The following is a 21,694-nucleotide window of genomic DNA, read 5'->3' as shown; positions in this document are numbered from 1 at the left end:
TGTGGTTTCTTGATTTTTGGTTGATATTAAGTAACTTTGACTCTACTAAAGTAAACAAAATTATGTATCCAATTATTAGAAACAGAAGATTACGTAGTAATGAGGTAATCCGTTCTATGGTTCGTGAAACCATTATATCTCCAGATGATTTTTTAGTGCCACTTTTTGTGGTAGAAGGTAAAGGTGTAAAAGACGAAATACCGTCTATGCCAAATTACTTTAGGTACAGTTTAGACCTGTTAGAGAAAGAAGTAAAAGAACTTTGGAAAATGGGCTTAAAGTCTGTTTTACTTTTTGCAAAAGTTCCAGATAATTTAAAAGATAATAAAGGTACAGAAGCTCTAAATCCAGAAGGATTAATGCAACGCGCTGTTAAAACAGTAAAAAATGCATGTCCAGGAATGTTGGTTATGACAGATGTTGCTTTGGATCCTTACTCTTCTTATGGTCACGATGGTATTATAGAAAACGGATTGGTTTTAAACGATGAATCTGTTGAGGTACTTACCGAAATGAGTGTTTCCCATGCAGAAGCTGGAGCAGATTTTGTTGCGCCTAGTGATATGATGGATGGCCGTATTTTAAGCATACGTGAAGCTTTGGAAGATGATGGTTTCCATAACACCGGTATTATGAGTTACAGTGCTAAATATGCCTCTGCTTTTTATGGTCCTTTTAGAGATGCTTTAGATTCTGCACCAGTAGATGTAAAAGACATACCTAAGGATAAAAGAACATACCAAATGGATTATGCAAACCGTTTTGAAGCAATTAGAGAAACGGAAATGGATATAGACGAAGGTGCAGATATTGTAATGATAAAACCAGGACTTTGTTACTTAGATATTGTACGCGAAATTAAAAACGAAGTAGACGTGCCAGTGGCGGTTTACCAAGTTAGTGGCGAGTATGCAATGGTAAAAGCAGCAGCAGAAAAAGGATGGTTAGACCATGATGCAGTGGTTATGGAACAACTTACTGCAATTAAAAGAGCAGGAGCAAATATTATTGCAAGTTACTTTGCTAAAGATGCAATTCGTATTTTAGGATAAAATTTAGATACAGATAATAAAAGCCTGCTAAAAAGTATAATACATTTTTTAGCAGGCTTTTTCTATTAACACATCAAAATACCCAATTTTATAACGAAAAAAGGTTAAGACCTTTCGGAAATAGATGCGTACTATATAACTCTGATTAAAATATATATATTAGTCCTGTTTAATATTCTCATTTAATAATATATATGATACAGTTTTTAAGAAATATTTTAGGTCTAGGTCCTGCAGAGCCTACAAATTTAAGCAAGAAACCAGTAGAGAATGCTGTAAAACCTGTTGTAAAACCAATTGTAGGTGAAATGGTTATTGAGGGAGACGAAATGGATTTTACTACTATTTACCCTTATTTGGTTTCTAAAAGAACAAAAGAATTAGACTTGGTAAATGAGCTTGCTGCTGTATTTCATGAAACAGAAGATATTTACGCGCCAATAGTCCAAGCTTTTATTATGATGGATAAAAATAAGATAGATGGTAAAGATGAGGTAGATCTTTTTCATTTAAAAACTAGCAATAAAGATGAGGATGATTATCTAAAATTTGAAGAGCATGGCCTAAAGAATTTAGATAATTTAGAATTGCCTTTTGAGTTTTGGGACTTTTCAGATAAGACAATAGAATATGATGTTCTTTCGACTCCTATTTCGGTCCTTGCTAGTGAAAAAATATTGAGTAAAAAACACATGCTAGAAGCTCATAAAATGCTAAATTCTACCGAACTTCTGGTTTCTATACCAAGAAAAGGGCTCATTTTTGTATGCTCTAATTTACTTGACAAAAAATATATTAAACACTTTATGAATCTTCACGCATATGCTATAGTGTCTGAAAAATATCAAGAAGAAGTTTTATGCGAAGACCTTTTTGTTTTAAAAGAAGGCGAGATCACTAATATTATGGGTATTACACAATTATCTGATATTCTTAGAAAAGGTAACTCTTAAAAATCCCGTTTAACAGGGTGAAATTATATGAACTATTATTTTAATTTTACGCTTTACAATAGCAATCTTATTTATTTATCTATGAAAAAAATATTACTACTATTAATTGTAATACTATTTAATAGTTGCTTTGGCGGCGAAAAAACAGATGAAGAGTTGTTGGCTATAGACAAAGAAATACTTGCCGAGAGTATGGAATCTGATAAGGTTTTGTCTTATAAATTTGCTAAAATTATAATTAGGGCTTCTGTTGCAGAAGATTCTATTTCTCCTGAATTTACAGAGTTTAAGTCCGATTTAACCAAGATCTTTAATACAATTTCTGAACATAATGTAGAGGGGTCAGAAGGTTTGTCTGTATTGGATTATATTTCTATTTACAGAGATTATAATAAAATGAAAGATTTTATAAAAGAGGCAGATGAAGATGATTTTCCAACCTTGTTAGAAGTATTTATTGCTGCAGATGCTACGTCATCTGGACATAAAATTAATGTACCAAAAGGAATAGCTAAAGATTACCTGCAAAATATTGAACATTCCGTTTTAAGTGCAATTGTAGTATTAAGTAGAGATATTGGTAAAGACGTGTCTTTATATGAGTGCTTTAAAACTAAACCAGAGTTACTTCCAGATTCAGAAATAAAAACACTTTTACAGTATTTTAGAGGTTTTGTGTTTTTCGAAAAAAAATTACATTATTTATCAGAAGATGAAATATCTAGAAATATAGATTGGCTAAACGCTAATGAAGGTATAGACTTACCATTAACAAGGCTAATGTTTCAATGGGGTAACTTAAGTAATGAAGAAACGTATACTGGACTCCATTCTTTAAATTATCTATTTAGAGGTTGTAATAGGTTAATGATGGAGCGTGATATTGATGAGGAACGTGCTTTAGAAGATTTTGAAGTCTTTTTAGAAGATTCTAAAAAGATAGGATTGGATAACGAGGTTATATGGTCTGTAGAGTCTTATTTGTATCTTAAAAAAGAGAAAAACGATAAAGCAATTGCTGCTTTAAAAAAATTGAAAACGAGTGATTTACTTTCTTCAGATGAAAAAGAAAGGATAGATGAATCTATAGAATATGTAAAAAATAGAGAGTCCGGTAAAGTGTTAAACGGTTTTTACGATAAATATTTTTTAGGTAAAATAACTACAAAGTATATGCTGTCTCTTTTAGCAGAAATAGATTGGCAAAAAATAATGGAGGAGCAAAACGTGCCGTATACTAAAGAAATGTTTGCTACTGTAGATAATTTTAAAAGCTTTATAGAAAACTACAATAAATATACTAGCTCAGAAAACTTAGAAAAAGCAGGAGATGAACTAATGAAACAAGGAGAAGGACTTTGGGATAAAACAAAGGGCTTGTTAGATTAAGTTACAGTAGTGTTTTTAATATAAAATGTCCAAAACAACTTTGTAAGTCTGTTTTGGACATTTCTTTTCATGAAAGTACCAATATATGACATAATTTAACAATATTCTATATGTTAAAATTTTTATTTTCGTTGTTGGTTGGTAATAGAGATTATCTGCATTTAAAACAATGAAAGAATGAAACTTACATTTTTAAAATACATTTCTTTAGCTGCATTTATACTTACATCTTCTAAAGTATTATTACCTGCTAAAACAAGTACTTTAAATTCAGAAAAGACAGAAGAACTTACAAAAGAAAATACTGCTCCAGATTTTGATCCAAATTTTCATATTTATTTATGTTTTGGACAATCTAATATGGAAGGATCTGCAACAATAGAACCACAAGATTTAAATGGAGACAGCCGTTTTAAAGTATTGCAATCTTTAGATTGCGATAATCTTAAAAGAAAAAAAGGGGAATGGTTTACGGCTGTACCTCCACTTACGCAATGCTATACAGGACTTTCTCCTGCAGATTATTTTGGAAAAATAATGATTAAGAATTTGCCAGATAGTATTAGTGTAGGGGTGATAAATGTAGCTGTTGGTGGGTCTGACATTAGATTGTTTGATAAAGATATTTATGCAGATTATGACGATATTTATAAGGAAGCTTGGTTTGCAGATAAAATTAAGGCTTACGGAGGCAATCCTTACCAGCATTTAATACAACTAGCAAAACAAGCCCAAAAAAGAGGTGTTATAAAAGGTATTCTTCTGCATCAAGGAGAAAGTAATACGGGTGATGAAAATTGGCCAACTTATGTAAAAGCGATCTACACTAATATGTTAACGGAACTTTCTTTAGATGCTAAAAATGTCCCTTTGCTTGCGGGTGAAATGGTACATGAGGAGCAGGGTGGTAAGTGTGCAAGTATGAATGCTATTGTAGATAAATTACCAGAGACTATAGCAACTGCTTACGTAGTATCTTCTAAGGGCTGCGAAGTAAGGAAAGATAGTGTGCATTTTAATTCTGCAGGAGTAAGAGAGCTGGGGAAAAGATATGCACTTAAAATGCTTTCATTAAAAGAAGAATAAAATTTAAAACCTTTGTTTTTTCTATCTAATACGGTAATCTAAAAAAATAACATACTTTTGGTTTTTTAGATTAATACAGGGGTAGGTGGCATCAGACATACAAAAATACGGTTTTAAAGAGGGTTTGCCGCACGAGTTTGAGCTTGTGAACCTTGGTGAATTGTATACTAACTTCTTTGACGATTTAATTGTACCACATAGAACAGATTTCTATCAAATTATATGGTTTAAAAAGGGGAAGCCTAGGCATATGGTAGATTTTAACCCTATAGACATTAAACCAAACTCAATTTTATTTGTAGATAAAAATAGTGTTCAGTGTTTTGATCAGAATGAACCTATAGATGGCGAAGTACTATTATTTACCGACAATTTTTTTTGTAAAACAGAAGAGGACACAAAGTTTTTAAGAAGTAGTATGCTTTTTAACGATCTGTATTCTATATCTACCATAGAAATTAAAGAATTGAAATCTATTTTTGATAACTTTTTTAAATTGATGCAGACAGAATTAGAGAACGATGTAGATAATTATCAGTCAGATATTCTTAGAAATCAGCTCAAAAATTTACTGCTAATATCAGAAAGAGAAAGACAAACTCAAAATAGTGCTATTATAAATAAAGGACCAGATTTAGACTGCGTAATTAAATTTAGAGATCTTTTAGACAAACAGTTTCATTTGCAAAAATCTGTAGCTAAATATACAGAGCAATTAAGCGTTACCCAAAAACGTTTAAATGCTGCAACATTAAAAGTAATGGATATTACTCCAAAACAAATGATAGATGCTAGAGTTATCTTAGAGGCTAAGCGTTTATTGGTACATACTCTAGATAGTGTAAAGGAAATAGGGTATACACTTGGTTTTGAGGAGCCTACTAATTTTGTGAAGTACTTTAAAAAACATCAAGCAATTACACCAATAGAATTTAGAAATAAGTTTGGCAACTAGTTTTTAGGGCGCAAAAGTACCATTTTAAGCTGCTTTTTTATCATAATAAATTAATTGTCTTAGCGCAAATTTGCTTCTTAGTTTAACCCCAATAAAAGAAACAAATTTGAAGAAATGAAATTGTTAATAGATGTATTAGGTTGGTCAGGTTCTGGCTTTTTAATCCTTGCTTACGGGATTACCCTTATAGAAAATAATAAGTACGTTAACTATGCTAAGTACTTAAACCTTTTTGGAGCACTTTTAATAGCCATAAACTGTTATTATTACAATGCAATTCCATCTTTTGTTTCTAATTTAATTTGGTCTGTTATGGCAACTTTAACCATATACAAAACAAAAAAGCGAGAACGTTATTTTGTTAAACCTAAATTTAAGATGTAAGTTGTTTTTGATTAGTGCTCTGTGTGTTAGTTAATTACTGTTAGCTGAAAATTACCATACTATGGATTTTTTGTATCATCATATATTTTTTTAGTTGTAACACCTTTGCATCAAAATAAAAATAATTATGAAAAATTCTATACTTACAGCAACTATGGTGTTGGCAATTGTAGCGACAGCATGTAAAACAACTAAAACAACTAATTCAGAATCTGAAAAAGGAAAAAAAACGATGGATGTCTCTAATCAAGAAAAAACCTTAGCGGTCTTAAAAAGCATTGAAACAGGTGCTCAAGAACCAGTAGCATACATTAACCCAACTAAATATATACAACATAATTTAGGTGTTGCAGATGGTTTGGCTGGTTTTGGAGATTTATTACAAGCTTTGCCTGCTAATTCTGCTAAAGTAAATACAGTACGTGCTTTTACAGATGGAGATTTTGTTTTTACACAAACAGAATATGAGTTTTTTGGCCCTAAAATTGGTTTTGATATTTTTAGATTTGAAGATGGTCTAATTGTAGAGCATTGGGATAATTTACAAGTAAATACAGGAAAGTCAAATCCAAGCGGACATACAATGATAGATGGTGCAACTAAAATTGCTGACTTAGATAAAACTAAAGCGAATAAAGAAGTTGTAAAGAATTTTGTTACCGATATTTTGGTAAACGGCGATATGAGCAAAATATCAGCGTATTTTGACGGTGACAATTACATACAACATAATCCAAATATTCCTGACCAGCTTTCTGGTTTAGGGGCAACCTTAGAAGCATTGGCTAAACAAGGTATTTTTATGAAGTATGATAGAATACACACAGTATTAGGAGAAGGTAATTTTGTATTGGCAGTTAGTGAAGGTCATTTTGGTGAAGATCATAACTCTTTTTATGATTTGTTTAGAATAGAAAACGGCAAAATAGCAGAACACTGGGATGTTGTTGAAAAAATAGCACCTAAAGAAAACTGGAAAAACCAAAACGGCAAATTCAACTTCCCTAAGTAATTTAAGGTCTAAACTGTGACTATAATTGTACTATAAGTTGAAGAAGGTTTATGAGGAAGATTTAGTATCGTTTAAACTATAGTTTATAAAAAGGCAGCCATTTGCTGCCTTTTTTCGTTTTAAAAAATCTAATTTCTATTCTTCAAACAAAAACTCACCTTTAGTCTCTGCCGCCTGTAATCCCCAATCAACAATTAGGTTTAAAATCGGAACCAATGTTTGCCCAAACTCTGTAAGCGTATATTCTACTTTTAAAGGCGGTTTTTTAGTAAACACTTTTCTGTTTACCATTCCATCGGCTTCTAATTGTTTTAACTGTAAACTCAACGTACGCTCAGTAATACCAGGGATTTCTTTACGTAATTCATTATAGCGTTTTTTATCGCCTATTAAGTGGGTTAGTATAACACTCTTCCATTTACCGCCAATCAATTCCATTGCTGCGCTTGTTGGGCAGAATGATATTTTATCATTGATTTTAATTTTTGGTTTCTTTTCAAACAGTTCTTTTCTGTCCATTTCTTAAATATTAAATGTCTGACAAAGATATAAAGCTTTACTATAGTGTGCAACTATACTTTTTATAGTTAAAATATTATTACTTATCGCACTGTATTACAGTGCTTTATAATTATATTTTTATACTATACTTTGTGACCGTTATTGACACGTATCAACTCTATATCTATATTTGCACTATAATTTTGATAGTATTAGTAATCAACAAGTTAAGAAAAAGTAAAAATGAATTTAACAGAAATATTAAACAACCGCTACTCAGCAAAAGAATTTGATGCAACTAAGAAAATATCAGATGCAGATTTTCAACAAATAAAAGATGTACTGCGTTTAAGTCCTTCTAGTGTAAACCTACAACCTTGGCATTTTTTAATAGCAGATACTCAAGATGGTAAAGAACGAATTGCAAAAGGGACACAAGGATTTTTCAAATTCAACACACCAAAAGTCTTAGACGCATCTCACGTAATTGTTATCGCAGCTCGCACAGATGCAGACGATGATTATATGAATAGCATTTTGGAGCAAGAAGACCAAGATGGTCGCTTTGCAGCACAGGAGTTTAAAGATCAAATGCACGGTGGTCGTATGCTATTTGCAAACATTCACCGCTACGACCTTAAAGATTTACCACACTGGATGGAAAAGCAAGTGTATTTAAATATGGGCGCACTTTTATTAGGTGCAGCTGCCTTAGGTATTGATGCTTGCCCAATGGAAGGTGTAGATGTAAAAGCCTTAGATGAAGAATTTAGCTTACGCGAAAAAGGCTTCACCGCTCTAGCTGTAGTGTCTTTAGGTTATAGAAAAGACAGTGACTTTAATGCAAAATTGCCGAAATCTAGATTTTCTGAAGAAATAGTTATTACTCAGTTATAATCAAATTTAAAACTCTAGAAATTATGAAGAAGCTTTTAAAAATCATTGGTGGAATTATTGGAGTATTAGTGATTGCTATAGCAGTCATATACTTCTTCTTTCCAAAAATTCTTGTAGACCAAACCAATTCAAGCTATGCTCGTGCTGCCGGTCTTGAGAAAAAAACGATTGAAATAAATGGCTACACTGTTCATTTCTATGAAAGTGAAGGGGAAGATGATAAGCCAGACTTTGTTCTTATTCACGGTATGGGAGATGATAAAAGTAGTTTTTTACAAACGGCTAAATTTTTATCAGAAGACTATCATTTAATTCTACCCGATTTAGCGGGTCACGGTGAAAATGAAAGAAAAGAAGGACTTGATTATTCCATAGACGGACAAGCAGCTTTTTTAAAATCTTTTTTAGAGGAATTGGGCGTAAATCAATTTAACCTTGTTGGTAACTCAATGGGCGGACATACCGCTGCAGCATTTGCTATTAAATATCCCAATGACCTTAACAACCTAATTTTACTAGATGCTGCGGGTATTAATATAGATGACCACGTTGTGTATGGTGGTTTTGGTAAAGAAATTAAAAACAAAGAAGAATTGGATGCTGTGCTTTCTCGCGTCTTTTATAAAGTGCCGGACCTTCCTGGACCTATAGCCGATTACATGATAGAAACCATAAACAATAGTAAAGATTTTGTAGATGGTTCTTTAATTCCTGCAATTAAAAATGGAAAATATTTCAATCTTAAAGATGATGTACAATCTATAAAAGTACCCACATTAGTCTTGCAAGGTAGACACGATGAAGTGGTAAAGTTTAATGTGGCAGAGTACTACAGAGATCATATCCCCAATGCGAAGTTAGTCGTTATTGAAAACGCATCGCACTCTCCACAATTAGAAGTTCCAGAGGAGGTGGCTAATGATATTAAAAAATTCATTTCTAACACTAAATAAATTATGGAAACAGATACAAAAATTGTTCACGCAGCTATTGTACAATATCACCGTTGGTATCTTTTTTATGAACGTGATTTTGAAAACAAACAGCGACTAGAAAATCAGTTAGAAATTTTAGCAGATGATATAAAAATGAAATCTGCAGCTGGAGAAATGCAAGGCAAAGCGAATTATCTTGACAGATTAAAAGTTTATAAAGGATGGAAAAATGCGCATCATATTCAAAATATAGCAGTTAATAAATTAGAGAACGGTACTACTAATTTAGAAGCTGATATTATATATCAAAATTTAAAGTCAGACGGTTCTAATGACAGCTATCCTTTGCATTATAGCACATTTTTAAAAGAAGTTCCTGGTGCACTTTTACCTGTATTTACAGAAATCAATATTAAGCCTACTGGCGAGATTAAAGACCCAACGTTTGAGGATGCGTATCCAGAAAACAGAATGTTATCTCTTATGCACTACTGGCTCTTAAATATGGAACAACTAGATGGTAATGTTGCGCCTTTTAAAGAGGTATTAGCTGATGACTTTAAACTTAATTTTTCAACAAATAGCGAACCAATTGTTACCATAGAGCAATTAGAAGAATGGTTAAATGGTACACCAAAAAAATTGAAGGAAAGCAGTCATTTCCCAGAGAACTTTACTGTAAAAGTAATTTCCGAAAATGAATATGACGTCAATGTAGATTTTGTTTGGAAAGGGATAACAAAAGAGGGTCAGAAATTAACCGCAACTACCGCACACCATTGGATAGTAAAGGATAATCCAAATGACAGGTTTGCAAAAATAAAAGAAGTTACAATCATTCAAAAAGTGCCACTTACTCCATTAAAATAAAATTCAATTATAAAAACATTTATTATGAAAAGTACAATAGTAAAATTTACAGCAAAACCAGAACATAAAGACACGTTTGCAGCAACGCTTAAAGAAGCACAAGCGGCAACACAAAAAGAAGCTGGTAATAAAGAGATTAGAGTATTTGTATCTAAAACAGAAGACAATGTGTTTTTTGTTTACGAACGTTGGGCAGACAAGGCTGCTATTACATCTCACGATAACGAACCACATACCAAAAAGTTAATGGAAGTAGGACAGACCGCCCTACAGTCGGCTCCAGATTTCTACTTTTTAGGCGATACAAATCCGCTTCCAGACCATTCTAAATCTGCAAATCCTGAAGATGACGTATTTATTATTTTCTTCATTTTTAAAATAAGAACTGAATTTAGAAAAGCACTTATTGAACAGTTTGAAAATCACATTACCCACACAAGAAAAGAGGAAGAAGGCAACATCCTTTTTGATTTATATACAGTAGATAATCAAGAGGATACCCTAGCAGTTTATGAGCATTGGAGAAAAGAATCTGATGTTTGGGACATTCACTTTAATCAACCTTATGCAGTAAAAACAGGCAAACTGATGGAAGAAGCTGTCATTGGTGATTTAAAGCAGTATATGAATTTCGTTACAGAAATTTAAGAGAAATCAATAATCAACTAAAAAGCACTCTTATGAAAAAAGCAATTCTATTAGTTTCCTTGGCAATTTTAGCAAGCTGCGGAAATCAGGACAAAAAAGAAGCAGTTTCAACTACAGAAACGCAAGATCACGAACATCCGCATCCACACAACGTTGATGATAACGGATTAGCACCACATACGGAAAACACCATTCATCAATATGCGCCAACGGTTGCGTTGTTAAATAGTATATATGAAGGTGATTTTACGCCAGAACAAATGGTACAGCAAGGTAATATTGGTATTGGTACCGTAAATCACCTAGCAGGTGAACTGGTTGCTGTAGATGGTGTGGTATATACTATTGATGCGGAAGGCGGAATTAAAGAAGCACCAGAAGATTTAGAATCGCCTAATATGACGATGATAAATTTTCAACCAAAAAAAACGGTAACCGTTGAAAACATTACTTCATACGAAGAACTAAATAAAGAGCTTCAAAAATACTCTACTTCTAAAAATAGTTTTTATGCTTACAGAATTAAAGGAGAGTTTGGATATCTAAAAATGGCATCTGCACATAAAGTAGAAAATGAAGATGTTTCTCTATTTGAATATTTAGATACAAGAGTAATGTATACTAGAGAAAATATCAAAGGAACTTTAGTAGGCTTATTTACGCCAGATTATATTGGAAACGTAGTGATACCAGGAATGCACTTTCACTTTTTATCTGAAGATATAACACTAGGAGGGCATTTAGAAGATATCAAGTTTGACAAACTTCAAGTAGAAATTCAAGAAATAAACCAAGTAAACCTACAGCTTCCTCAAACCGAAAAATTCAGAAACAAAACGTTGAAGCAAGGTGCCTCACCAAAAGCAACCGCAAAGCAAAACGGTAAATAAGAAGATTATGAAAAAGCACATCATTTTGGTTTTAGCATTGTCTTTCTCTTTTGCAAGTAATGCGCAAAATACAAAAGAAGACAACTATAAAACAGGCGTTAAAATTGTTAACGAGGTTAATGGCGAAGGAGCTTCAAAAGGATTAGAAGCAGCTTTTAAAAGTGTCTCTCCAGATATGGCAGATTATATTATTCGCTATGGTTTTGGAGAAATTTATAACAGAAAAGGTATAGATTTTAAAACCAAAGAATTATTAATCATAGCTAGTCTTACTACACAAGCTAATGCAAAATCGCAGTTAAAATCACATATAAAGGCTGCCTTAAATTTAGGTGTTACGCCAAATGAGATTTCAGAAACTATGATTTTGTTAAGCTTGTATACGGGCTTTCCAGCTGCAAATAATGGCATATTTACTTTAAAGGAAGTTTTAGAAGAAACAAACTATAGAGCATCTAATCACATAAATACAACACAACAATTAGTTAAAAACTGGGAGTTAGATGGCTTTTCTATGCCTGAGTCTATTGTGGCATCACCAACAGAGAATTGGTTATATGTTTCTAACGTAAATCAAAATAACAAAGGGTATATAAGTAGAATTTCAAAGGACGGAAAAGTTGATAATTATAAATGGGTAACTGGTTTAAATTCGCCAGCAGGTTTAGCATTTTATCAAGACAAATTATACGTTGGCGATGGTAAGGAGCTTCATATTATCAATGTTAAAAATGGTAAAGTCGTAAATAGCATTACTTCTCCAGATGTTGTGTCATTAAATGACGTTGTAGTTTCTAAAAACGGACAGGTATTTATCTCTGATATAGCAAGTGGTAAAATTTTCACATTAGTAAATAACAAATTAGAGGTTTGGTTTCAATCGCCGGAAATTAAGCATCCAAACGGATTATTTATACAAGATAATCAGTTAGTTATTGCCGATTATGGAGCAGAGTTAAGTCAGACAATTACTGCAAGTAATTTCGGGAGTATGTATTCGGTAAATATTACCAATAAGTCTTACCAAATAATTACAAGCGCGTATAAACTAGGTGGTTTAGATGGTGTTACTTCTGTTAATAACGGGTATTTGGTAAGCAGTAATACTACTGGCGAGTTGTTTTTTATTAATTCAAATGAAAAAAAGCTCATTGGAAACTTCCCTAAAGGTTTAGCAGACATTAGTATACTGGACAATTTACTTTACACACCTTTAATTTTCAGTAACAAGATACAAGTCTATAATTTATCTACCGATTCTAATATTAGTGTAGAAAATTGGAAACGAATAAACACAAAAGAAGAATATTTAAAGATAGCTGCCGATAATTTTTATGGTGACAAAGACGGACAATCTGTTGCTACTCACGACGGTCAAATATTTGGAGTTTTTGGAGGTAAAGTTTTGACAGGAACTTGGGATTGGAAGAATAATTTTTTCACCAGAACTAGCAAAATCGGAGATATGGATTTAGGGTATGATGAACTTGTAATTGAAGTAACAGATACCAAAATGCGCTTAACACTTAAGCAAGGCAAGGGAATGACCGTTGTCTACAATAAAAAATAATCTAAAAAAAACTCACACTATGAAAGCAATAGTATTAGAAAAAGCAGGAGGACCAGAAAACCTTCATTTAGCAGAAGTAGCAAAACCAAGCATAAAAGATAACGAAGTATTAGTAGCGGTAAAGGCTATTTCATTAAACCCGGCAGATGTAAAACCAAAGTATCAAGATAAGATGCTGAATATGATGTACGGTGAAAAACGACCTGTAATTTTAGGCTGGGACATAGCAGGAACCATAACAGAAGTTGGTACTGATGTTACCAATTTTAAAATAGGCGACAAAGTCTTTGGTATGGTGAATTTTCCTGGTGTTGGTAACGCTTACGCGGAATTTGTTGCTGCGCCAGAAGCACATTTAGCTACAATGCCAGACAACGTCTCTTTTGAAGAGGCTGCAGCTACAACTTTAGCTGCTCTAACTGCACTGCAAATCTTAGAAGGAAGGATTAATAAAGGTGATAAAGTACTAATACAAGCAGGTTCTGGTGGTGTTGGTCATTTTGCTATCCAAATTGCAAAAGCAATGGGAGCTTTTGTGAATACTACTGCCTCGGCAAAAAACACTGCATTTGTTACCTCTATTGGAGCAGATAACGCAATTGATTATCACGCTCAAAAATTTGAAGACGTATTAACAGATATCGACTTTGTTTTAGACACACTTGGTGGTAAGGTCTTAGAAAATTCAGTAAAAGTTTTAAAAGAAGGTGGTACACTTTTTACCACATTAGATAAAGATTTACCAGAAGATGCTAACGCCATTGTAGCTGATAAAAAATTATCTATTAATAATATTCTAGTGCATTCTAGCGCAGAGGATATGAATACTTTAAAAGGTATGTTAGAAAACGGTAGTATTAAACCAAACATTTACAAAACGTTTGCTTTTGAAGATATGGCTCCTGCCCATACCGAAGTAGAAAAAGGAAGAACAGTGGGTAAAATTATCGTAACAATTTAGTAACAACTATTAAAACACTATAAAAATGAAAACACAAGAAGAATTACCAAATTACACGAAAAAAATATTTGTTGGTGGTGAATGGAAAGAAGGAAAAGGACCAGTAATAAAAGATATAAATCCTTGGAACCAAGAGGAGTTATTATCTTTAAATAGCGCTACCGAAGATGATGTAAATGAAGCTTTTGAGACAGCTGCAATTGCTCAAAAAAAATGGGCGGCAGTACTTCCTCCAGAAAAAAGTAGAATGATGCTTAAACTTGCCGAAGTGGTAAGAAACAGAAAACAAGAGTTTGCAGAATGGGCACGAAAAGAAGTAGGTGCAACTTTGGCAAAAGGCTATTTTGAAGCTGAGTTAGTAGCTAGTGTTTTTGAAAGCGCGGTGCATTTACCATTATTAGTAGAAGGTAAAATTTTACCGCGAGATATAGAGGGTAAAGAATCTATTGCAGTTAGAAAACCATTAGGGGTTATTGGTTTAATTTCTCCTTGGAATTTCCCAGGACAATTAACAGCACGTACTTTAGGTCCTGCCTTAGCAGTAGGTAACGCAGTGGTTTTAAAACCAGCATCAACATCTATAGTTACAGGAGGATTAATTTTTGCTTCATTTTTAGAAGAAGCAGGTTTCCCAAAAGGATTATTAAGTGTATTGCCTGGTGGCGGAAGCACTATTGGTACTGCAATTACAAAACATCCTATCTCAAAATTAATTTCGTTTACAGGTTCAACGCCAGTTGGTCGTCAAGTAGGAATTAACGCGTTGAGTGCTGATATTATAAAAAATATCGAATTAGAATTAGGAGGTAATAGTCCGTTCGTGGTACTAGAAGATGCAGATATTGACCAAGCGGTTGAAGCTGCTGCTTGGGGTAAATTTATGAACCAAGGTCAAATCTGTATGGCTATCAACAGAATTATCGTAGAAGATAAAGTCTATGATGAATTTACAGAAAAGTTTATAGCAAAAGTAAAGACCTTAAAACGTTTGGATATGAATGATCCGGATACGTTTGTAGGTCCTATTATTGACCAAAACCAGTTTGATACTGTCAAAGGATTAATAGACGATGCAAAAGAACAAGGTTACAAAATGGCTTTAGGTGGTGAAGCAGAAGGTTTACATATGCCACCACACGTTTTTGTAGATGTAGATGAAAACTGTCCGTTATTTCAAAATGAAATTTTTGGACCAGCAGTGTCCATTGCTCGCGCAAAAGATACGGAAGATGCTTTACGATTAGCAAATGCTACAGACTACGGTTTATCTAGTTCTGTATTTACACAAGACGAAGCAAAAGGAATGGCGTTTGCACAAGGCATTGAAGCTGGAATGACGCATATTAATGATCAGCCTGTAAATGACAGTGCCTATGCACCATTCGGTGGAGTTAAAAACTCAGGTTTAGGTCGTTTTAATGGACAATGGGGCGTGAAATCGTTTACCGTAGCACATTGGATAACCATTCAAAAAACACCTAGGAAATATCCTTTTAAAGCATCGGATTTTCAATAGAAATAAGTTTAGTTGATTTGTTATTTTTCTGTGTGTAAAGGTTAATGTTAACATTAACCTTTACACACAGATTTTTTGTTTTCAGAAGTTTTATCAAACTTAAAAAATAATTAAAGAGTAGTTGCGTTACGCTTCTATTTATTAATAACTTAGAACTGCTAACTTTTTGCTATTTTCGTACTTTAAATAAACACTATGGCTCTATTATTATTTTATGCATTTATTTCTGTTTTCTTTTCTTTTCTGTGTTCTATTTTAGAAGCAGTACTATTGAGTGTTACTACAACATTTATAAATGTTAAAAAGAAAGAAGGTAAAAGCTTTGCTCTAGGTTTAGAAGCGTTAAAGAAAGACGTAGATAAACCACTAATTGCAATTTTAACGTTAAATACTATTGCACATACTGTTGGCGCAATTTTAGTTGGGGTACAAGCAAAAGTAGCCTATGCAGAAATGTATGGTAGTACAACAACAAGTGTGTTGGGAGTTACTTTTACAGAGGATTTAATGGTTGGTATTGTATCTACTTTAATGACTATTTTAATTTTAGTGGCATCAGAAATTATACCTAAAACTATTGGGGCAACATACTGGAAACAACTTGCAAACTTTACAACTAAGGCTTTAAATATTATGGTCTTAATTTTAAAGTGGACAGGACTCCTATGGATCCTACAAGTGTTTACTAAATTGGTAGGTAGCAAAGAACATCATGGTAGCGTATTAAGCAGAGAAGATTTTACTACTATGGCAGATATAGCACACGAAGAAGGTGTTTTTCAGGAATCTGAATCTAAAATTATACGTAATTTATTAGAGTTCGATGAAATTTTAGCCAAACATATAATGACACCACGTACGGTTTTAAAATCAGCGGCAGAAACAGCAACAATAGGTGAGTTCTATGCTGCTAATCCTAAAATGCGTTTTTCTAGAATACCAGTGTATAGCGGTTCTTTAGATAATATTACCGGTTTTGTTTTAAAAGATAACATTTTAGAAGAGGTTATTAATAAAAATGGGAATTCTCCTTTGTCTAGCATAAAAAGAGAAATTTTAGCAACAGAACGTAATACACCAATTCCGCAATTGTTTGAGACTTTTATAAAGAAAAGAGAGCACGTTGCTTTGGTTGTAGATGAGTACGGATCTGTTAGTGGCTTGGTTACTATGGAAGATGTTATAGAAACCTTGTTAGGAATGGAGATTATGGATGAGAGCGATCACATTGCCGATTTACAATCTTTGGCCCGTAAAAACTGGGAGACCAGAGCAAAAAAAATGGGGTTAATTGGTGAAGAAGATGGTAAAACTGATAGTTCTGATACAAAGCCAGGTTCTGCTGAAGATATAAAATGATAGAAACCGCTTACATAAAGACTCCGTTGGGTATAGCCAAAATAGAGGGCGATGAAGACGGACTTTCTGTAATTTCTGTTTTAGATGATGCCGAAGTAACTACTGTAATTCCGGAAGTGCTTGAAGATGCTGTTTACCAACTACAAGAATATTTTAGCGGGGAACGCACAACATTTAGTATTGAGTTAAATCCGGAAGGAACAGATTTTCAGAAAAAGGTATGGAATGGCCTTTTAGAAATTCCTTACGGTAAAACGTGTTCTTATTTAGAACTCTCTAAGGTTTTAGGTGATCCTAAAGCTATAAGGGCTGTAGCAGCGGCAAATGGTAAAAACCCTTTGTGGATTATTATTCCTTGTCATAGAGTAATTGGTAGCAATGGGTCTTTAACAGGCTATGCAGGTGGCTTACACCGTAAAAAATGGCTATTAGAACATGAGAGTCCGGCTAAACAGACATCCTTATTTTAAAACATAAAAAAACCGACTCAGGAATGAGTCGGTTTTTTATTATTTATATAAGGTACTATTTAGTTTTTGCACGTAATTTCACTTAACTGAACATCGTCTGCAGTAGCATCAGATTGCGTGTAAGTATCATTAAAAAGAATAAACTTATCTATTGCATGTCCAGATGAACGAGCAGAGATTTCCATAGTATAGGTGCCTGCTTTATTAAATGTAACAAAAACAGGGTGACTATCATTATCAGATGTATTTGCTTGCCATTTAAAATCTAAATCATTACCGCTTCTGTAAATTTTAAACCAACCATCTTTTGATGCTCCTTCGGGGTTAGGTGTCTTTCCAGTATCTTTTGGATACACTATACTACCTTCTTTTTCTCCGTAAAAATCATCAGCATCTGCAAAACGCAGCCAAGTGTCATTATGGTCAGACCCGCTGTTGCCTGTTTTTACAGAAGATTTCCATAAAAATCTGTACGTCCCAGGGTTGTTAATTTTAATACTGTAAGTAGCTAAGCCCTCACCAGGTTTTCCTAAGTATTGGTCGCCTTCCCAAACCATATAGCCTTTTCCAGATGCATTGTTGTCGTCTTTTTTAAACTTCCAAGAATCAGTAAAAACTGCATCTTCAAACTCAACGCTTACTAATCCGTCTTTTTCTGTAAAGACAAAATTTTCAACTTTATCGCAGCTTGTATTTTGTTCTTCTTGATCTTCGGGGTTTGCAGCATCTGTATCATCATCACTAGAACAAGAAAATAATGTAACAGCAATTAATGCTAATGGCAATAACTTTAATTTCATATGTATGTTTTGTTTTTTAGACTAACTGTATTTGTAAGATTTTATTGGCTAGATATGCTGTATTTCGATAAAAGGTAATTTATACTTATATTCAGTTTTCTTTTAAATACTAAACCATTATTATGCTTCATAAAATTAACCTAGAACATATTCTTTTTTTAGATATTGAAACTGTGCCTGAGTATGAGGATTATAGCCAAATGTCCGACGAAAAAAAAGATTTATGGGCAGGCAAAACAGCCTATAAAAGGCAAGAAGATTTTACGCCAGAAGAATTTTATGACAGAGCTGGCATTTGGGCAGAGTTTGGTAAAATTGTCTGTATTTCTGTAGGGTATTTTAATAATAAAGGAGACGCGCGTAATTTTAGAGTTACTACTTTTTTTGGAGAAGAAGATGTATTATTAAAAGAGTTTAAGAATCTTTTAACCACACATTTTGCATCACCTAAATACGTATTGTGTGCACATAATGGTAAAGAGTTTGATTTTCCATACATAGCTCGCCGTATGGTTATTAATCGTATAGATTTACCACCAAAACTTAATTTATTTGGTAAAAAACCTTGGGAGGTGCCGCATATAGACACTATGGAACTTTGGAAATTTGGAGACTTTAAGCATTACACTTCATTAAAGCTAATGACCAATGTGCTTGGTATACCATCACCTAAAGAAGACATAGACGGTAGCATGGTTAGAGATGTTTTTTATATTGATAACGATATAGACCGTATTGTAAAGTATTGCGAATTGGATGTTATTGCAATAGCCCAAGTTTTTCTTAGGCTACGCAATGAAGAGTTGTTAGATGCTGATGAAATTAAGCGAGTATAATTCTGTTGCTACTCGTTATATTTAAATTGTAAAAAAACAGGAAAATGATCACTATAACCACCAACATATTTACGACCAACATACGTTCTAAATGGTGTGCCTTTAAACTTACCATCGAACTCAGTTAAAAAATGTTCATCAAAAATATTAGCCTCTACAAAACTGTGGGTTCCTTTTTCATAATTTAAAAAACTATGGGATATAATTATTTGATCAAACAAACTCCATTTTCTTTTGTAACTAGCGCTACCTTTTTCAAAGGTTAATAAGTGATCACTAGGGTTATAAAATTTATTGGTATCCATTAATACCTTTATACTGTCAGATTTTGGGCCATCATTAAAATCGCCCATAATAATGTAGTTAGGATTAGGGTGCTTTTCTTCAAGCTTTTCTATAAAGTTTACTAGTACTTTAGCAGCTTCAATTCTTTTGTAATCGGTAGATATTTTACCATCTCTTTTAGATGGCCAGTGGTTTACAAAAACGTGTACTTCTTCGCCATTTAATTTTCCGTGTACATAAAGTATGTCTCTAGTATAATCTTTTTCGCCATTGGTATTAATAATATGCACGTGTATAGGCTCAGAGTGTATAACCGTAAAATGGTCTTTATGGTAAATTAAACCAGTGTCTATACCGCGCTCATCAGGAGAATCATAATGTACATAAGCGTAATTTATGTTTTCTGTGTTGGCAGTATTAAGAAGGTCTATTACTACGGTTTCATTTTCTACTTCTGCTATGCCTACAAGTACAGGAGGATCTTCAGAATTATGTGTTCCTATCTGCGACATAGTGCTAGATAGTTTAAAAAGCTTTTTCTTATACCTATTATTTGTCCACCTTTTTACACCTTTAGGAGTAAAATCATCATCTAAAGTTGTGGGGTCATCAATAGTATCAAATAGGTTTTCTAAATTATAAAAGGCAATTGTAACCAAATTAATCTTATTTTATTATTTTAAAGTAGTAAAAAAGAGCTCTCTTTTTAATATTAGATGCTAAAATACAAAAATAGCTTAGCAAGTATTGATTAGATTTGCATTATAAATTAAACATATGCTAGAGAAGATAGTCGTAGAATATGAAAAAGCTGTGCTTATAGGAGTTATAAGTAGCACACAAACAGAACAAAAGGTAACAGAATACTTAGATGAATTAGAGTTTTTAACCTATACAGCTGGGGGCGAAGTATACAAGAGATTTGTACAAAAAATAGATAAACCAAATCCTAAGACATATATAGGTAGTGGTAAAATGGATGAGGTTGCACTTTATGTTGAAGAAAATGAAATAGGTTCTGTTATTTTTGATGATGAACTTACTCCAGGACAACAACGTAATATAGAACGTCATTTAAAATGTAAAATAGTAGATAGAACAACACTAATTCTAGATATTTTTGCGCAGAGAGCACAAACAAGCTACTCCCGTACGCAGGTGGAATTGGCTCAATACCAATATCTACTGCCAAGACTAACAGGTTTATGGACTCACTTAGAGCGTCAAAAGGGTGGTATTGGTATGCGTGGACCTGGAGAAACGGAAATAGAAACAGATAGGCGTATTGTACGCGACCGTATTACACTACTTAAAAAGAAGCTAGGTAAAATAGACAGGCAAATGGAAACCCAACGTGGTAACCGTGGAGCTTTGGTTAGGGTTGCTTTGGTTGGTTATACCAATGTAGGGAAATCTACTTTAATGAATGTTGTTAGTAAAAGTGAAGTCTTTGCAGAAGACAAACTTTTTGCAACGCTAGATACAACTGTACGTAAAGTGGTTTTAGGGAACTTGCCGTTTTTATTAAGTGATACTGTAGGTTTTATTAGAAAACTACCAACGCAATTGGTAGAAAGCTTTAAAAGTACATTAGATGAGGTGCGTGAGGCAGATTTACTACTACACATCGTAGATATATCTCATCCCAATTTTGAAGATCATATAGCATCTGTACACAATACGCTTGAAGAAATTAAAGCGCAAGATAAAAAGACAATTATTGTTTTTAATAAAATAGATCAATTTACACACGAGACTATAGATGAAGATGATTTGGTAACGGAAAAAACCAAAGTACATTTTACGCTAGATGAGTGGAAGAAATCTTGGATGCAAAAGGTAGGAGATAGAGCTTTATTTATTTCTGCACTAAATAATGAGAATCTAGATACGTTTAGAAAAAGAGTTTATGATGAGGTTAGAGATATTCACGTAACCCGTTTTCCTTATAACAATTTTCTTTATCCAGAACACTTAGACGAGTACTAGAGAACAACGTAAATAGTTTACTATTTATCTATGAAAGTGCACTTTATCGAAGAAAAGTGACAACTTATTTTTTATACAACAGAATAGGACAGGTTCACAACATAAATTGGTAGAGTTTTAGGCTTCCTCATATCTTTACACTGTAATTAAGAAATAACGATTATAAAATCCGAATTAAATAATTGCACAAACGATATTAAAACGCCTTTTTTCCCAAATCTGGCATTTTCATAAAAACGATATAAAAAGATCCCAAATCTTATTATCAAATTTGACCTATGAGCCCTCTTTAGAGGGCTTTTTTTATTTTATGCTATTCCTAATAATTTTTTTTAC

22 protein-coding genes are annotated in these 21,694 nt (G+C 33.2%); 19 read left to right on the top strand and 3 right to left on the bottom strand.

The genetic code is table 11. The annotated features are described in order from the left end of the window. Nucleotides 1-62 precede the first annotated feature (62 nt). The 7 genes from hemB (at nucleotide 63) to BT107_RS10410 (ending at nucleotide 6,831) form a co-directional block, all read left to right on the top strand. On the top strand, nucleotides 63-1,052 hold the full coding sequence (gene hemB / locus BT107_RS10440; RefSeq protein WP_072303809.1) for a porphobilinogen synthase: 990 nt from the start codon (nucleotides 63-65) through the stop codon (nucleotides 1,050-1,052). A gap of 194 nt (nucleotides 1,053-1,246) precedes the next feature. Next, entirely contained in the window at nucleotides 1,247-2,005 is a 759-nt protein-coding gene (locus tag BT107_RS10435) for a hypothetical protein (RefSeq protein WP_072303716.1), read from the top strand. Between the two features lie 81 nt (nucleotides 2,006-2,086). Further along, nucleotides 2,087-3,394 (top strand): short-chain dehydrogenase, encoded by a 1,308-nt coding sequence (locus tag BT107_RS10430; RefSeq protein ID WP_072303715.1) that lies wholly within the window; start codon nucleotides 2,087-2,089, stop codon nucleotides 3,392-3,394. 177 nt (nucleotides 3,395-3,571) lie between these two features. Continuing rightward, nucleotides 3,572-4,480, top strand: coding sequence for a sialate O-acetylesterase (locus BT107_RS10425; RefSeq protein WP_072303714.1), 909 nt, complete (start codon nucleotides 3,572-3,574; stop codon nucleotides 4,478-4,480). 85 nt (nucleotides 4,481-4,565) lie between these two features. After that, nucleotides 4,566-5,435, top strand: coding sequence for a helix-turn-helix domain-containing protein (locus tag BT107_RS10420; RefSeq protein ID WP_072303713.1), 870 nt, complete (start codon nucleotides 4,566-4,568; stop codon nucleotides 5,433-5,435). A 114-nt stretch (nucleotides 5,436-5,549) separates the two neighbouring features. Then, entirely contained in the window at nucleotides 5,550-5,819 is a 270-nt protein-coding gene (locus tag BT107_RS10415) for a CBU_0592 family membrane protein (RefSeq protein ID WP_072303712.1), read from the top strand. A 127-nt stretch (nucleotides 5,820-5,946) separates the two neighbouring features. Continuing rightward, nucleotides 5,947-6,831, top strand: coding sequence for a nuclear transport factor 2 family protein (locus BT107_RS10410; RefSeq protein WP_084639210.1), 885 nt, complete (start codon nucleotides 5,947-5,949; stop codon nucleotides 6,829-6,831). 135 nt (nucleotides 6,832-6,966) lie between these two features. On the opposite strand, the gene BT107_RS10405 is transcribed toward BT107_RS10410, so the two are convergent. After that, nucleotides 6,967-7,350, bottom strand: coding sequence for a winged helix-turn-helix transcriptional regulator (locus tag BT107_RS10405; protein WP_072303711.1), 384 nt, complete (start codon nucleotides 7,348-7,350; stop codon nucleotides 6,967-6,969). A 225-nt stretch (nucleotides 7,351-7,575) separates the two neighbouring features. On the opposite strand from BT107_RS10405, the gene nfsB reads away from it, so the two are divergent. From nfsB to BT107_RS10355, 10 genes are all read left to right on the top strand, one after another. Next, the gene (gene nfsB / locus BT107_RS10400) at nucleotides 7,576-8,229 is read left to right on the top strand and encodes an oxygen-insensitive NAD(P)H nitroreductase (RefSeq protein ID WP_072303710.1); all 654 of its coding nucleotides are present in this window, start codon (nucleotides 7,576-7,578) and stop codon (nucleotides 8,227-8,229) included. Nucleotides 8,230-8,297: 68 nt separating this feature from the next. Next, entirely contained in the window at nucleotides 8,298-9,182 is an 885-nt protein-coding gene (locus BT107_RS10395) for an alpha/beta fold hydrolase (protein ID WP_170854726.1), read from the top strand. A gap of 3 nt (nucleotides 9,183-9,185) precedes the next feature. After that, entirely contained in the window at nucleotides 9,186-10,034 is an 849-nt protein-coding gene (locus BT107_RS10390) for a hypothetical protein (protein WP_072303708.1), read from the top strand. 24 nt (nucleotides 10,035-10,058) lie between these two features. Beyond that, nucleotides 10,059-10,682 carry a putative quinol monooxygenase gene (locus BT107_RS10385; protein WP_072303707.1) on the top strand — a complete coding sequence of 208 codons (624 nt, stop codon included), beginning with the start codon at nucleotides 10,059-10,061 and terminating at the stop codon, nucleotides 10,680-10,682. Nucleotides 10,683-10,714: 32 nt separating this feature from the next. Next, nucleotides 10,715-11,572, top strand: coding sequence for an acetolactate decarboxylase (gene budA / locus BT107_RS10380; RefSeq protein WP_072303706.1), 858 nt, complete (start codon nucleotides 10,715-10,717; stop codon nucleotides 11,570-11,572). A gap of 7 nt (nucleotides 11,573-11,579) precedes the next feature. Further along, nucleotides 11,580-13,142: a carboxymuconolactone decarboxylase family protein gene (locus tag BT107_RS10375; protein WP_084639209.1), complete on the top strand. Its 1,563-nt coding sequence runs from the start codon at nucleotides 11,580-11,582 to the stop codon at nucleotides 13,140-13,142. A 19-nt stretch (nucleotides 13,143-13,161) separates the two neighbouring features. Next, nucleotides 13,162-14,103, top strand: coding sequence for an NADP-dependent oxidoreductase (locus BT107_RS10370; RefSeq protein ID WP_072303807.1), 942 nt, complete (start codon nucleotides 13,162-13,164; stop codon nucleotides 14,101-14,103). A 25-nt stretch (nucleotides 14,104-14,128) separates the two neighbouring features. Beyond that, nucleotides 14,129-15,619 (top strand): aldehyde dehydrogenase family protein, encoded by a 1,491-nt coding sequence (locus BT107_RS10365; RefSeq protein ID WP_072303704.1) that lies wholly within the window; start codon nucleotides 14,129-14,131, stop codon nucleotides 15,617-15,619. Between the two features lie 195 nt (nucleotides 15,620-15,814). Then, nucleotides 15,815-16,978, top strand: a complete 1,164-nt coding sequence (locus BT107_RS10360; protein ID WP_072303703.1) for a CNNM domain-containing protein — start codon at nucleotides 15,815-15,817, stop codon at nucleotides 16,976-16,978. Then, the gene (locus BT107_RS10355; protein WP_072303806.1) at nucleotides 16,978-17,448 is read left to right on the top strand and encodes a methylated-DNA--[protein]-cysteine S-methyltransferase; all 471 of its coding nucleotides are present in this window, start codon (nucleotides 16,978-16,980) and stop codon (nucleotides 17,446-17,448) included. Before BT107_RS10360 ends, BT107_RS10355 begins: the two co-directional genes overlap by 1 nt. Before the next feature lie 59 nt (nucleotides 17,449-17,507). On the opposite strand, the gene BT107_RS10350 is transcribed toward BT107_RS10355, so the two are convergent. Next, nucleotides 17,508-18,248 carry a hypothetical protein gene (locus BT107_RS10350; RefSeq protein ID WP_072303702.1) on the bottom strand — a complete coding sequence of 247 codons (741 nt, stop codon included), beginning with the start codon at nucleotides 18,246-18,248 and terminating at the stop codon, nucleotides 17,508-17,510. 122 nt (nucleotides 18,249-18,370) lie between these two features. Here BT107_RS10350 and BT107_RS10345 point away from each other — a divergent pair, with 122 nt between their 5' ends. Continuing rightward, complete coding sequence (locus BT107_RS10345) at nucleotides 18,371-19,084, top strand: 3'-5' exonuclease (RefSeq protein ID WP_072303701.1); 714 nt, start codon at nucleotides 18,371-18,373, stop codon at nucleotides 19,082-19,084. 8 nt (nucleotides 19,085-19,092) lie between these two features. On the opposite strand, the gene BT107_RS10340 is transcribed toward BT107_RS10345, so the two are convergent. Beyond that, a complete protein-coding gene (locus BT107_RS10340) occupies nucleotides 19,093-20,028 on the bottom strand; it encodes an endonuclease/exonuclease/phosphatase family protein (RefSeq protein WP_072303700.1) in 936 nt (311 codons plus the stop codon). Between the two features lie 118 nt (nucleotides 20,029-20,146). Here BT107_RS10340 and hflX point away from each other — a divergent pair, with 118 nt between their 5' ends. Beyond that, the gene (hflX, locus tag BT107_RS10335; RefSeq protein WP_072303699.1) at nucleotides 20,147-21,358 is read left to right on the top strand and encodes a GTPase HflX; all 1,212 of its coding nucleotides are present in this window, start codon (nucleotides 20,147-20,149) and stop codon (nucleotides 21,356-21,358) included. Nucleotides 21,359-21,694 lie beyond the last annotated feature (336 nt).

This window comes from Cellulophaga fucicola, from assembly GCF_900119145.1.
Lineage (GTDB): Bacteria > Bacteroidota > Bacteroidia > Flavobacteriales > Flavobacteriaceae > Cellulophaga > Cellulophaga fucicola.
Note: the sequence above shows the minus strand (reverse complement) of the source record. Positions and strands in the feature narration are given on the sequence as shown.